Consider the following 13,427-nt stretch of genomic DNA (forward strand, 5'->3'; position numbering starts at 1 on the left):
ATTCGGCAACAGTCAGCGGGTGGCTCCCGATTCAGGCTGCCGGACGCGCCTCGGCGGCCGCCTTGGCCGCGGCCGGCAGTGCCTCGAGAATCTTGCCGATCGAGTCGCCGTCGTGCGCGGCGGAGACGAACCAGGCCTCGAACACCGACGGCGGCAGGGAGATGCCGCTTTCGAGCATGGAGTGGAAGAACGGCCCGTACCGGTAGGTTTCTTGGCGCTGCACCTCGGCGTAGCTGCGCGGCGGCGTGATCGCGGCTTCCTGACCGAAGACGAAGCTGAACAGGTTACCCGCGTGCTGAACGCTGTGCGCGACTCCCTCGGCGAAGAGCGCACCGGAGACGGCCTCGGAGAGCAGCTGGGCGGTCTCGTTCAGTCGCTCGTACACGTGGCCGTCGGCCGCGGTGAGGGTGGCGATGCCGGCGGCCACGGCCACCGGGTTGCCCGAGAGCGTTCCGGCCTGGTAAACCGGCCCGGCCGGGGCGAGGAAATCCATCACGTCGGCCCGGCCACCGAGCGCGGCGACCGGCAGGCCGCCGCCGATGACCTTGCCGTAGGTGAACAGGTCCGGCGTGTAGCTCTCGCCGTCCTCGGCCTGCAACGCCCAGTAGCCGCCCGGGTGCACCCTGAAGCCGGTGAGGACCTCGTCGACGATGAGCAGCGCGCCGTATTCGTGGGCGAGGTCGCAGAGGGCCGCGTTGAAGCCGGCATCCGGGGCGACGACGCCCATGTTCGCGGCGGCGGCCTCGGTGATCACCGCGGCGATCTGACCGGGGTACGCCTCGAACGCGGCGCGCACGGCGCCCAGGTCGTTGTACGGCAGCACCAGGGTCTGCGCCGCGGTGGCCGCGGTGACGCCGGCCGAGCCGGGCAGCGCGAGGGTGGCCAGGCCGGAGCCGGCCTCGGCCAGCAGACCGTCGGAGTGGCCGTGGTAGTGGCCGGCGAACTTGATCAGCAGGTCACGCTGGGTGAAGCCGCGGGCCAGGCGGATGGCCGTCATGGTGGCCTCGGTTCCGGTGGAGACCAGGCGCAGCTTCTCGATCGCGCCGACCCGGCTCTTGATCAGCTCGGCCAGCACGGTCTCGCCAGGGGTGGAGGCCCCGAAGGAGAGCCCGAGTGCGGCGGCCTCCTGCACGGCGCCGACGACGGCGGGATGCGCGTGTCCGAGGATCGCCGGACCCCAGGAGCTGACCAGGTCGACATACTCCCGGCCGTCGGAGTCGGTGACGTAGGCGCCGGCCGCCTTCACCAGGAACAGCGGGGTGCCGCCGACCGAGCGGAAGGCGCGCACCGGCGAGTTGACACCGCCCGGGATGGAGAGCTGGGCGCGGGCGAAGAGTTCGTCGTTGTGGGTGGTGTGCGTCATCGGGCATCCGTTTCGGTGAGCCAGGCGGCGAGTTCGACTGCCCAGTAGGTGAGAATGGCGTCGGCGCCGGCCCGGCGGATGCTGAGCACCGACTCCTCGATGGCACGGCGGCGGTCGATCCAACCCTGCGCGGCGGCGGCCTCGATCATGGCGTATTCGCCGGAGACCTGGTACGCCCAGACCGGGACCTCGCTCATCGCGGCGACCTCGGCGAGCACGTCGAGGTAGCTGCCTGCTGGCTTGACCATGACGACGTCGGCGCCCTCATCGATGTCGATGCGGGCCTCGCGCACGCCCTCGCGGCGGTTGGCGGGGTCGAGCTGATAGGTCCGGCGGTCGCCGACGAGGGTGGACTGCACGGCCTCGCGGAACGGGCCGTAGTAGGCGGAGGCGTACTTGGCCGAGTAGGCCAGCACGGCGGTGTCGGCGTAGCCGGCGGTGTCGAGGGTGGCGCGCACGGAGGCAACCTGGCCGTCCATCATGCCGGACAGGCCCAGCAGCGCCGAGCCGGCCTCGGCCTGCGCCAGCGCCATGTCGTTGTAGCGCAGCAGCGTGGCGTCGTTGTCGACGGAACCGTCGGCGGCGAGCACACCGCAGTGGCCGTGGTCGGTGAATTCGTCCAGGCACAGGTCGGTCTGCACCACCAGGGCATCGCCCACCTCGGCGACCACGGCGCGGGTGGCGACGTTGAGGATGCCGTCTGGATCGGTGGCGCCGGTGCCGGTGGCATCGCGCACGGCGGGGACTCCGAAGAGCATCACTCCCCCGATGCCGGCCGCGGCGGCCTCGGCCACGGCGCGGCGGGCGCCGTCGACGCTGTGCTGCACGATGCCCGGCATCGACGAGATCGGGGTGGACTCGTTGCCCTCACGCACGAAGAGCGGCAGAACGAGCTCGGCGGGGTGGACACGGGTTTCGCTGGCCAGGCGGCGGAGTGCGGGGGTGCTGCGCAGTCGTCGCGGGCGGATGACGGGGTTTATCACCCGACCAGCCTAGGCCTCCAGCCTGAGTGCGCGGGCCTGGGGAGGGCGGGCCAGGGAGTGTGGCCAAGGGGCGTGGCCAGCAGGGTGCGGAAACGGCGCGGCCCGATCCGTGAGGGATCGAGCCGCGCCGTGGGCCGAGCGGGGTGCGTGCTTAGACGCGCGGGGTGGTGACGAGCTCGGGCTCATCCGCCGGGTGCACCGGGTGCGTGCGCTCGAGCGATGCGCCTTCCACGTCGACGTTGGGCAGGATGCGGTCCAGCCACTTCGGCAGCCACCAGGCCGCGTCACCCAGCAGGTGCATCACGGCCGGGATGATGAGCAACCGCACCACGAAGGCGTCCAGGAGCACGCCGATGGCGAGCCCGAAGCCGATCGACTGGATCATCACCGAGTTCGAGAACACGAAACCGGAGAAGACCGAGGCCATGATCAGCGCCGCGGCGATGACCACCGTGCGGCCGGCGTGGAAACCGCGCTGCACGGCCATCCGGGCCGGTGCGCCGTGGGCGTACGCTTCGCGCATGCCGCTGACCAGGAACAGCTGGTAGTCCATCGCCAGGCCGAACAGCACGCCGACAACCAGGATGGGCAGGAAGCTCAGGATGGGCCCCGGGTCATGGATGCCGAACAGCGCTCCGAGCCAGCCCCACTGGAAGACCGCCGTGATCGCGCCGAACGAGGCGAACAACGACAATACGAAGCCGAGGGTCGCGGTGATCGGCACCAGGATCGAGCGGAACACGAAGATCAGGATGATCAACGAGAGTCCGACGACCACGAGCAGGTACAGCGGCAGAGCGTCGGCGAGTTTCTCGCTGACGTCGATGTTGCCGGATGCGTTGCCGGCGACGCCGAGGGAACTGACCCCGTCGATGTCGAGGCCTCGCAGGTCGCGCACCAGCTGCTCGGTGGACTCGCTGTTCGGCCCATCCGCGGGGATGACCTGGAAGGCGAGCAGCAGGTCGTCGTCCGACGCACCGATCGGTGCGACCGCGACGACGTCGTTCTCCGCCTTCAGCGCGGTTCCGATGCGCACCTGTTCGGCGATGAGCTCGTCGTCGGTGATGGCCGTCTCGAGGTCGGCGACCACGAGCAGCGGGCCGTTGACGCCGGCGCCGAACTTGTCGTCGACGAGCTTGTAGGCCCGGTACGCACTCGAGTCCAGCGGCTCGGACGAGCCGGCGGGGAGCCCCAGGCGCATGGACAGCGCGGGGATTGCCACGATCAGCAGCACGGCGATGCCCGCGATCACGGTCACGACGGCGCGCAGGGTGTTCATCGGCTTGATCGGCGCCGAGACCTTGGCGGAGGGGGTGCCGATGTGCGCGCGTGCCTTCTTGGTGAGGATCTTCTCGCCGACCAGGCCCAGCAGCGCCGGCGTCAGGGTGATCGCGACGAGGATCGCCACGAAGACACAGACGGCGCCGACGGTGCCCATCAGGCCCAGGAACGGGATGCCGGTGAGGTTGAGGGCGAGCAGGGCGATGAGCACGGTGGCGCCGGCGAACACCACGGCGTTGCCGGAGGTGCCGTTCGCCAGTCCGATCGACTCCTGCAGCTCTACCCCTCTGCGCAACTGGGTGCGATGCCGGTTGAGGATGAAGAGCGAGTAGTCGATGCCGACCGCGAGCCCGAGCATGACGCCCAGGACCGGGGTGACGGAGAGCATCTCGACGCTGCCGGACAGGGCGAGCGACGCGAGCACGCCGACACCGACGCCGATGAGCGCGTTCACCAGCGGAAGACCCGCACCGATCAGTGTGCCGAGCATGACGAACAGCACGACGGCCGCGATGATCACGCCGCCGATCTCGCCCGGGCCGAGGATCTCGGGAATGCTGGCGGCGATCTCGTTGGACACCTCGGCGACGACGCCGTCGATCTGGGCGTTCTCCATCTCTTCGACAACCGCCTCCTTCGACTCGGCGGGAACCTGGTTGAGCGACGTGTCGAACTGCAGACTCGCGACCGCGGTCGTCTCATCGTCCGATACCTGGCGGATGCCCGCGGCCAGGTCGAGCAGGTCGGAGCCCTGTTCCAGGGTGGTGCTCTGCGTCTCCAGGGCGGTGCGGCCCGCGTCGAGAGTGGCCTGCTGCTCGGCGATGGCCGCCGCGCCGGCGTCAAGCTGGCCCTGCTGCTCATCCAGCGCCGGCTGGGCGGCGGCGAGTTGTCCGGCCGCCTCCGCCTGGCTGCGGGCGACGTCGAGCTGTGCCTGACCGGCAGCGAGCTGGGCGGTGGCCGCGTCGATCTGCGCCTGCCCGGCATCGATCTGGGTCGTTCCGTCGACGATCTGCTGGCGGCCGTCGATGATCTGCTGCGCCTGGCCGTCGATCTGCGCCTGCGTGTCGAAGGGGTTGGTACTCGACGTCACGTTGTCGAGCTCGACGGTGTCGGCGAGCAGCTCGCCGATCGCCGTTTTCTGCTCGGCCGTGAACGCCGTGTCGTCGGTGGTGGTGAAGACGACGGAGCCCCGACCACCGCTGGCGGCGGGGAACTTCTCGGCGAGCTCGTCGCTCACCTTCTGGGTGGCGGTGCCGGGGATGCTCACCGCCGAGGTGAGAGTGCCACCGAAGAGGGCGAAGGCGCCGCCGGCGAGGCCGAGAATGACCACCCACGCGACGATGACCAGCCAGGCCCGATGGGCGGAGAACCGACCGAGTCGGTAGAGAAGGGATGCCATAATCCTCAGGTTCTTTCGTGTTTGCCTAGTGACGGGAGGGGAACTCGCATCGCGTCATCGGGAAGAGAGTGGGTACAGAAGTTCGAGGAGGGTGTGGGTCAGCTGGACGCCGAGTAGCCCATTCGGATGGTGGCGATGAGGCGGTTGAGCAGGTCGTCCCACACCGTCCGGGAGGACTCGTCGAGCGTGGCGCCCGTCGTGGCGATCCAGTGCACCGACACGACCGCGACGCCGTTCATCACCGTGCTGACCAGGATCGCCACCTCGAACGCGTCGATGGCGGTGCTGCGATCGGCGATCTCGGCGGAGAGCTGCTCGGTGGCGCGGGTGAAGACGTCGGTGAGAGCGTGCTGGGAGCGGCCGTTCTCGCCATCCGCGGCGAGGACGCCCCAGAGGTAGGCGACCACGGTGGGCAGGTCGACGGCACGAAGGGCCGTGGTGATCTCGTCGAAGAGAGCCACTCGACTGCCATCGCCCGCGGGCGTCGCCCGCGTTGCCGCCCGGAAGTCGTCGACGGTGACGCCGAGCAACCGGGTGCAGGTCGTCATGATCACGTCGTCGAGCGAGGTGAAGTGATTGAATACCGTGCGCCGGGAGACGTCGGCACGGTCGGCGAGTTCGTTGACACTGAATTGAGGCTTGCCCCGTTCGCGGATCAGCGCGTCGGCGGCATCCAGGATCGCCCGACGATGCCGTGCCTTGATGTCGGCACGCCGATCGGGGGCGATGAGGGGCGGAATCACATACTTACACTAAGTGCAACGACGCACAAAGTGCAATGCACTCCCAGCTGTTCTACAGGTCCCGGGGAGCGAGACCCACGAGAGCCTCGATGAGGGACTCGGCGCTGCGCTCGTCGGCGATCACGTCCACGCGCAGACCGATGGCCGCCGCATCCTTCGCCGTGCGCGGGCCGATACAAGCGACCAGGGTGGTCCGGGGAATCGGGCCGAGCTGATCCTGCACCTGCTGCGCGACGCTCCCGCTGGTGACCAGGACCGCGTGCACCCGTCCTGCCTTGATGTCGGCGACGACCCGGTCGGAGACCGGCACCCCGACGGTGCGGTAGGCCACGACGGACTCGACCTCGTGACCGATGCGGCGCAGGCCCTCGGTGAGCAGCGGTTTGGCGATCTCGGACCGCAGGGTGAGGATGCGAAGCGGGATGACGCCGTGGGTGGCGGCTTCCCAGTCGGCGAGCAGGCCCTTGGCCGAGTTGTCCTCGGACGGGACGATGTCGACGTGATAGCCCGCGGCCACGAGCGCGGCGGCGGTGGTCTCGCCGACCGCGGCGATGCGGGTGCCCGGCGCCACGACGGCCCGGTGGGAGGAGAGCACATCGACGGTGGTGGCGCTGGTGACGGTCATCCAGTCGAAGTCGCCGGCGGCGAGTTTGGCCAGGGCCGTGTCGAGGGACGCGGCGTCGTCGGTGGGCGCGAAGTTGATCATCGGAGCGACGATCGGCATGGCGCCGCGCGAGCGCAGGTTCGCGGCCACCTGGTCACCCCAGGGCCCGCCGCGGGGCACGAGGACCCGCCAGCCGGCCAACGGCTTGTCCGGATTGTGCCGCACGGCGCTCACAGGGTCACCGACAGCGGGGCGATCTCGGCGGCCCCGCCGGCGAGGAGCTCTCGGGCGGCGCGCTCGGCGACGTCGAGGGCGGCATCCTGCAGGTCGACAGCGGAGTGCGACTCGGGGGTCGCCGCGTGCGATGCGGTGATCCGGCGGGTGCCATCCGGGCTGTACACGGTGGCGGTGAGGAACAGCAGGCCGTCGTCGAGCACAGCGGTGGCCCCGATCGGGGCCGCGCAGCCGGCCTCGAGCCGGGCGAGCACGTGGCGCTCGGCCGTCACTGTGGCCTGGGTGGTGGCGTGGTTGAGCACGGCGAGAGCCTTGGTGAGCAGGCGGTCCGGCTTACCCTGGCGCACCTCGATGGCGAGGGCGCCCTGCCCCGGCGCGGTGGGCCAGTCGGAGAGTTCCAGGTAGTCGGTGGCCATGTTCTCCAGCAGGCCCAGGCGGCCCAGCCCCGCCGCGGCGAGCACCACGGCGTGCAGCTTCTCGTCGGCGACGAGCGCGAGCCGGGTGCCGACGTTGCCGCGGATGTCGACGACCTCCAGGTCTGGACGCTGGGCGCGCAGCTGCGCGGCTCGGCGCGGAGACCCGGTACCGACCGTGGCACCCTCGGGCAGGGTGGCCAGGGTGTAGCCGTCCCTGGCGCAGAGTACGTCCCTGGCATCAGCGCGCTTGGGCGTGGCGCCGATGACGAGGCCCGGGTACTCCTCGGTGGGCAGGTCCTTGAACGAGTGCACGACAACGTCGCACTCGTCGTTCAGCAGGGCCTCGCGAAGGGCGCTGGCGAAGACGCCGGTGCCGCCCAGGCTGGAGAGCGATTCACGGGACACGTCGCCGTGCGTGGTGATCGGGATGATCTCCACCTCGCCACCGGTCGCGGCCTGGATGCGGTTGGCGACGGCCGTGGTCTGGGCCATGGCCAGGGCGCTGCCCCGGGTGCCGACGCGGATGGTGCTCACGGCGCTACACCGGCGACGGCCGGCTTGAAACCGAGGCGCACGTTCTCGCAGCAGCCCGGCCGGCAGATGTCGTACCAGGGGCCGAGGTCGGTCAGGGCTGGACGGCCCTCAACGGGCACGTCGTTGAGACGTTCCTCGACGAGGTCGATCAAGCCGCTCACGTAGACCGGGTCAGCGCCGGGGGTGGGCACCCGCACCGAGAACAGGCCGTGTTCCTTCGCCGTTTCGGTGGCCTCGTTGTCGAGGTCCCACATGACCTCCATGTGGTCGCTGACGAAGCCGAGTGGCACGATGACGACGGCGCGGATGCCGCGCGCCGGCAGCAGCGCGATGGCGTCGTTGATGTCGGGCTCGAGCCACGGCATGCTGGGCGGGCCGCTGCGGGACTGGTAGACCAGCTGCCACGGGGACTCGAGGCCCTGCATGACCACGTCGGCGACGGCCAGGTGCTGGGCGGCGTATGCGCCACCCTCCCCGAAGCCGCGCTCGGCGGGCCCGCTCTTGGCGGCATCCGTGGACGGGATCGAGTGGGTGCTGAACAGCACCTCGACCTCGGTGCTGAGGTTGATGCCGGGGTTCGCGGCTTCGACGTCAGCCAGGCCCTGGCGCACACCGGTGATGAACGGGGTGACGAAGCCGGGGTGGTCGAAGAACTGGCGGATCTTGTCGATCTGCACGGTGCCGGTCAGTCCGGTGGTGTCCAGCGCCTGGGCGAAGTCCTCCCGGTACTGGCGGCAGCCGGAGTAGGAGCTGTACGCGCTGGTGGCGATGGCGAGCAGGCGGTCCTGGCCGTTGGCGTGCGCCTCGGCGATGGTGTCCGGCAGGTAGGGCGCCCAGTTGCGGTTGCCCCAGATCACCGGCAGGTTGATGCCGCGACGGTCCAGTTCGGCCTGCAGGGCGGCGCGCAGCACGCGGTTCTGCTGGTTGATCGGGCTGATGCCGCCGAAGTGGCGGTAGTGCACCGCGACCTCTTCGAGGCGTTCCTCCGGGATGCCGCGGCCACGGGTGACGTTGCGCAGGAACGGGATCACGTCGTCCTGGCCCTCTGGTCCGCCGAAGCCGGCGAGCAGGATGGCGTCGTAGTTCGTCATTACTGCAGGACCTCCACAAGCTCGGCGGTCGAGATGCGCCGTCCGGTGTAGAACGGCACCTCCTCGCGCACATGACGACGGGCCTCCGTGGCGCGGAGCTCCCGCATCAGGTCGACAAGCTCGGTGAGCTCGTCGGACTCGATCGGCAGCAGCCACTCGTAGTCGCCCAGCGCGAACGACGACACTGTGTTGGCGATGGCGCCGCGGAACGCGGCACCCTTGCGGCCGTGGTCAGCGAGCATCTTGCTGCGCTCGGCCTCGGGCAGCAGATACCACTCGAAGCTGCGCACGAAGGGGTAGACGGTGAGCCAGGCCTTGGGCTCGACGCCGCGCAGGAAGCCGGGCACGTGGCTCTTGTTGAACTCGGCGTCGCGGTGCACACCCATGGCGTTCCAGGTGGGCAGCAGGCTCTTGAGCAGGCGGCTGCGGCGCAGCTCCCGGTTGGCCCACTGCAAGGTCTGAGCCTCATCAGCATGGGTCCAGAGCATCGCGTCGGCATCGGCGCGGAGGCCGGAGACGTCGTAGATCCCGCGCAGGGTCACGCCCTCGGCCTCGACCAGGGCGATGATGTCGTCGAGTTCGTCGACGAACCGCGGCACGTCGCGACCGTCGAGGTCGTCGGGGTTGGCCGGGTCCTTGCGCAGCACCGTGAAGAGGGTGAATCCGGAGGGCGAGGCCTCGGTGGGTTCAGCCTCTGATGAGGTGTGTGTAGCGGGGGTGGGCGTGGTCATGTCTACTGCCTCTCCGGCAGCCGGGTGAGTCATGTGTACTAGTCTCCACCGCTTTGCCCGGAGAGCCAAAAGTAGACCCGCCCACCCGCGCGCTCAGCGGCGGTCGAGGACCGTTTTCACGCCCCACCACACGATTGTTCCCGCTGCCGCGGCAGCACCCAGGGCGACGCCGGCCAGGGCGAGAGGGTTGTCATCGCCGAGCCTGTGCAACCCGAGGGTGAAGCGCCGGGTATTGATCTTGATCTGCTTGGGCACATTGAGCTTGTACTCGATGGCGTCCAGCGTGCCGGCGAGCGCGGCACGCGCCCGGTCGGCTTCGGAGCGCAACTCGGCGGTGCTTCGGTGTTCCGGCGTGGTCTCCGGGCTCTTGTCAGTGCTCATACTCGCCAACTCCCTTGAATGCGTCGACGTCCTTCTGGATGCTCGCGGTCACGCCATCCGGGTCGTGGCGGGTGCCCTTTTTGACCCGGTTGAGCCCGATCAGGGCCAGGATCACCGCGATCAGGAGCAGCGCGACGGCCACGATGAGGGCGGCCAGCCAAAGCGGCAGCACGAGGTCGAGAGCGATCACGGCCAGGGCGATGAACACGATGATCGCGAAGAAGCCGAACACCGCGGCACCGATGAACAGGCCCAGGCCGATGCCGACGTTCTTGGCCTTGCCGGAGATGTCGGCCTTGAAGGCGTCGATCTCGGCCTTGACCAGATCAACGATCTGACCGGGAAGCTCGCTGAGGAGCGTGAACAGTGACTGCTTGCTCTTGGGGTTGTACCCGCTGTTGCTCACTGGCATCCTTCCTTGGACTGTCGTCTGTGAGATTACTGCGCGGCCGAGGTGTCGTCGGCGGCCTTCGCGGAATCAGCCGCGGAGGTGGCAGAATCCGCCGCCGCCTTGGCCGATTTCGTGGCGGATGCGGCGGCCTTCGTGGCCGCGGTGGCGGCGCCGGACGTGCCGGTGGCCGGGGCGCCCTTGGTCTTGTCGGTCTTGTTCGACACTGCAGAAGCGACCTTCTTGCCCGCTTCGTAGAGTGCGCCGGGAACGTCGCCGACACGCTCGAGGGCGAAGTCCTTGACCTCGTTCACGCGCCTCTGCACGGGCGGCCGGTTCCACAGGTCCGAGGCGGCCGACGCGATCTGGTCGTAGCGCTGACGTCCGGCGCGTGCACCCAGCACATAGCCCACGAGGCCACCCGTGATGAAAAGAAGCTTTCCCCGCATTGTGACTCCATTCCTATACGTTCATGAGTTGCCAGCGTAGCCCCCCAGCCCGGGGAGGCACATGTGTACGGCACCTAAAAGACTCCTGATCAGAGGTCTAGCACTGCCCGCCTGACCCGGATACCCGCCGCGAGGGCGTCGGGTATCACCGAGGCCAGGCCGGTGCCGGAGAGCCAGCCACCGGTCACGTCGAGGCCGGGCGTGGTCTCGACGACCTCCCGCACCCGGCGGATGCGTTCGGGCGCGCCGATCGTGGCCGGCGAGAGGCCGTCGGCCCACAGCGTGCGGGCGAAACCGGCCACCTGACTGTTGGCGAGGTCCACCCCGAGGATCGCGGCGGCGTCCTGCACGGCGAGCTGCTGCAGCTGGTCGTCGCTGAGGCCGAGGGTCGGCACCGGGGCGCCGGCGCGTCCGTAGGAGAGCCGCACAATGTGCCGGCCGGGCGGCGTGAGGGCATCCACCCAGGCCCACTTGGCGGTGACGTGGGTGATCGCCTTGGCGGTGACGCCAGGGGTCCCCTCCGCCACGAGCGCGCCGGTGCCGCGCGGATGCGCGTCCAGCACCGGGGCGTCGAGCACCAGTGTGGCGAGCTCCACGGCGGCCGGTTCCGGCCAGTCCAGGGCGGCGAGAGCAGCGAATTCGGCGCCAAGCGGGGCCAGCAGGGCCAGGGCGGCTGCCGCCGGCACGGCGAGGATGACCTGCCGGGCTTCGAGGGTGCCCGGCTCGGCGTCGGCCGCGGCCTCGGCATCCGCCGTCGGGGCAAGCCGGACGGCCCACGTGCGGGTGGTCGTCACGGTGCCGTCGGCGCCGGTTTCTTCGGTGTCAACGGGCGTGAGGCCGGTCGCGGCGGTGCTCGTGCGGATCTCGACGTCGTAGGTGTCGAGATCGGTGACGAGGGCGGCGACGAGGCGGTGCATGCCGCCGTTCAGCCCGCGGACGGCGGAACCGGCCGGTGCGGCGGTGCGGAGAGCCGTGACGGCGCCGGAGAGCGACCCGGCCGTGGTGAGGGCGCGGTTGAGGCCAGGGGCCACGACGTCGACCTCGAGGTCGGCGGCCGCGGTGGCGTAGACGCCGCCGGCGACCGGGTTGACCAGGCGTTCGAGCACCTTGGTGCCCATCCGTTTGCCGACGAGCTCACCGAGGCTCTGCTCACGGCCGATCTTGAGCACCGGCATCAGCCTGTCGGCGTAGGCGCGCAGGGCGCCGGACCAGCCGATCGCGCGGCGCACGTCCTCGGCCAGCGGTGAGCCCGGAATGCCGAGCACGCCGGCCTTGGGCAGCGGCACCGACATCGGGGCTCCGCCGGGCCGGTGCGGCGGCAGGTGCAGCCAGGCCCCGGCCGGGTTCGGTTCGATGATCTCGGCGGTGAGGCCGAGGTCGGCGATGAAGGCCGCCACGGTGTTGCCGCGCACGGCGAAGCTCTCCGCACCGGCATCGAGCCGGAGGCCGGCGACCTCGTGGCCGGCCACGGCTCCGCCCGGCGCGTCTGCGGTCTCCAGCACGACAACGCTGAGCCCGAGGTGGGCGCACTCGCGGGCGGCCACCAGACCGGCGACACCTCCGCCGATGACCAGAACGTCCTTCATGACCTTGCTTTCCGCCGGCGGCTACCGCCGGCACGTGCTCGAGTGAGCGGTGTTCTAGGACGCGCTGGAGGTACTCGACGACGTGCTGTGCACGAACTCCACGAGCCGGGTGAGCACGTCGGGGTTCGTCTCCGGCGGCACACCGTGGCCCAGGTTGAGCACGTGGGACGGCGCCGTGCGGCCGCGCTCGAGCACGTCGAGAACGTGTGCTTCCAGCACCGGCCAGGGCGCGTTCAGCAGGGCGGGGTCGATGTTGCCCTGCACCGGCACGACACCGCCGAGGCGCCGGCTGGCCTCATCCAGCGGCACCCTGTAGTCCACCCCGACGACGTCGGCGCCGATGCCGTGCATGGCCTTGAGCAATTCGCCGGTGCCGACGCCGAAGTGCACGACGGGTACGTTGCGCCGGATCGACTCCGGATCGGCGGCCGCGTCGGCGGCGGGTTCCGTGTAGGTGAGGTCGCGCACGTGCGCGATCGCGGCGGTGGACGCCGGGGCGACGAAGCGGGTGTAGTCGTTGAGCGAGAGGGCGCCGGCCCAGGAGTCGAACAGCTGCGCAGCGCTGGCGCCGGCGAGCACCTGGGCGCGGAGGAACCGGCCGGTGACCTCGGCGGTCCAGGCCATCAGCCGGGCCCACGCGTCCGGATCCGAGTGCATGAGCGTGCGGGCGTGGATGTGGTCCTTGGACGGTCCACCCTCGACGATGTACGCGGCGAGGGTGAACGGCGCCCCGGCGAAACCGATCAGCGGGGTCGAGCCCAGCGCAGCGACAGTGAGCGCGACGGCCTCCCTGATCGGGGCCAATGCCGTGTCGAGCACGGCGGGGTCGAGCGCGGTGAGACTGTCGACATCCGCCGCGGTGCGCACGGCCTTGGCGAGCACCGGGCCCTTACCGGCCACGATCTCCACGTCCACGCCCACGAGCTTGAGGGGCACCACGATGTCGCTGAACAGGATGCCCGCGTCGACACCGTGCCGGCGGATCGGCTGCAGGGTGATCTCGCTGGCCATGGCGGGGTCCAGGCAGGCGTCGAGCATCCGGGTGCCCACCCGCAGCTCGCGGTACTCGGGCAGCGAGCGGCCGGCCTGGCGCATGAACCAGACCGGAGTCACGTCCGGACGGGTGCCCTGGTATGCCCGCACGAGCCGGGAGTCTGCGGTGAGGCCGGAAGAAAGTGGGTGTGTCGTCGCGAGGTTCATCACTCTCGATTGTCCTCTACATCGGCCGGGGGAACGATTCGAGG

Annotated in this window: 13 protein-coding genes; all 13 read right to left on the minus strand. The window is 70.1% G+C overall.

Annotation, left to right across the window (positions count from 1 at the left end; genetic code table 11):
* Positions 1-31: 31 nt before the first annotated feature.
* Positions 32-1,363, minus strand: a complete 1,332-nt coding sequence (hemL, locus tag E3T22_RS14630; RefSeq protein ID WP_088454869.1) for a glutamate-1-semialdehyde 2,1-aminomutase — start codon at positions 1,361-1,363, stop codon at positions 32-34.
* Positions 1,360-2,343, minus strand: coding sequence for a porphobilinogen synthase (hemB, locus tag E3T22_RS14635; RefSeq protein WP_370028290.1), 984 nt, complete (start codon positions 2,341-2,343; stop codon positions 1,360-1,362). Before hemB ends, hemL begins: the two co-directional genes overlap by 4 nt.
* A gap of 154 nt (positions 2,344-2,497) precedes the next feature.
* Positions 2,498-5,026 carry an MMPL family transporter gene (locus tag E3T22_RS14640; RefSeq protein WP_088454867.1) on the minus strand — a complete coding sequence of 843 codons (2,529 nt, stop codon included), beginning with the start codon at positions 5,024-5,026 and terminating at the stop codon, positions 2,498-2,500.
* Between the two features lie 98 nt (positions 5,027-5,124).
* Entirely contained in the window at positions 5,125-5,769 is a 645-nt protein-coding gene (locus E3T22_RS14645) for a TetR/AcrR family transcriptional regulator (protein WP_088454866.1), read from the minus strand.
* A 52-nt stretch (positions 5,770-5,821) separates the two neighbouring features.
* Complete coding sequence (locus E3T22_RS14650; RefSeq protein WP_240632325.1) at positions 5,822-6,598, minus strand: uroporphyrinogen-III synthase; 777 nt, start codon at positions 6,596-6,598, stop codon at positions 5,822-5,824.
* Positions 6,599-6,603: 5 nt separating this feature from the next.
* Positions 6,604-7,557 carry a hydroxymethylbilane synthase gene (gene hemC / locus E3T22_RS14655; RefSeq protein WP_134479595.1) on the minus strand — a complete coding sequence of 318 codons (954 nt, stop codon included), beginning with the start codon at positions 7,555-7,557 and terminating at the stop codon, positions 6,604-6,606.
* Positions 7,554-8,648 (minus strand): ferrochelatase, encoded by a 1,095-nt coding sequence (locus E3T22_RS14660; RefSeq protein ID WP_088454863.1) that lies wholly within the window; start codon positions 8,646-8,648, stop codon positions 7,554-7,556. The genes hemC and E3T22_RS14660 overlap by 4 nt, the downstream gene beginning before the upstream one ends.
* Positions 8,648-9,379 (minus strand): hydrogen peroxide-dependent heme synthase, encoded by a 732-nt coding sequence (gene hemQ / locus E3T22_RS14665; RefSeq protein WP_088454862.1) that lies wholly within the window; start codon positions 9,377-9,379, stop codon positions 8,648-8,650. Before hemQ ends, E3T22_RS14660 begins: the two co-directional genes overlap by 1 nt.
* Before the next feature lie 93 nt (positions 9,380-9,472).
* On the minus strand, positions 9,473-9,760 hold the full coding sequence (locus E3T22_RS14670) for a DUF3618 domain-containing protein (protein ID WP_088454861.1): 288 nt from the start codon (positions 9,758-9,760) through the stop codon (positions 9,473-9,475).
* The gene (locus tag E3T22_RS14675) at positions 9,750-10,166 is read right to left on the minus strand and encodes a phage holin family protein (RefSeq protein WP_165787928.1); all 417 of its coding nucleotides are present in this window, start codon (positions 10,164-10,166) and stop codon (positions 9,750-9,752) included. The genes E3T22_RS14670 and E3T22_RS14675 overlap by 11 nt, the downstream gene beginning before the upstream one ends.
* 32 nt (positions 10,167-10,198) lie before the next feature.
* Entirely contained in the window at positions 10,199-10,597 is a 399-nt protein-coding gene (locus tag E3T22_RS14680) for a hypothetical protein (protein ID WP_088454859.1), read from the minus strand.
* An 89-nt stretch (positions 10,598-10,686) separates the two neighbouring features.
* Positions 10,687-12,183, minus strand: coding sequence for a protoporphyrinogen oxidase (hemG, locus tag E3T22_RS14685; protein ID WP_088454858.1), 1,497 nt, complete (start codon positions 12,181-12,183; stop codon positions 10,687-10,689).
* Positions 12,184-12,237: 54 nt separating this feature from the next.
* Positions 12,238-13,383 (minus strand): uroporphyrinogen decarboxylase, encoded by a 1,146-nt coding sequence (gene hemE / locus E3T22_RS14690; RefSeq protein WP_134479596.1) that lies wholly within the window; start codon positions 13,381-13,383, stop codon positions 12,238-12,240.
* Positions 13,384-13,427 lie beyond the last annotated feature (44 nt).

The organism is Cryobacterium sp. TMB3-10 (assembly GCF_004402305.1).
Classification (GTDB): domain Bacteria; phylum Actinomycetota; class Actinomycetes; order Actinomycetales; family Microbacteriaceae; genus Cryobacterium; species Cryobacterium zongtaii.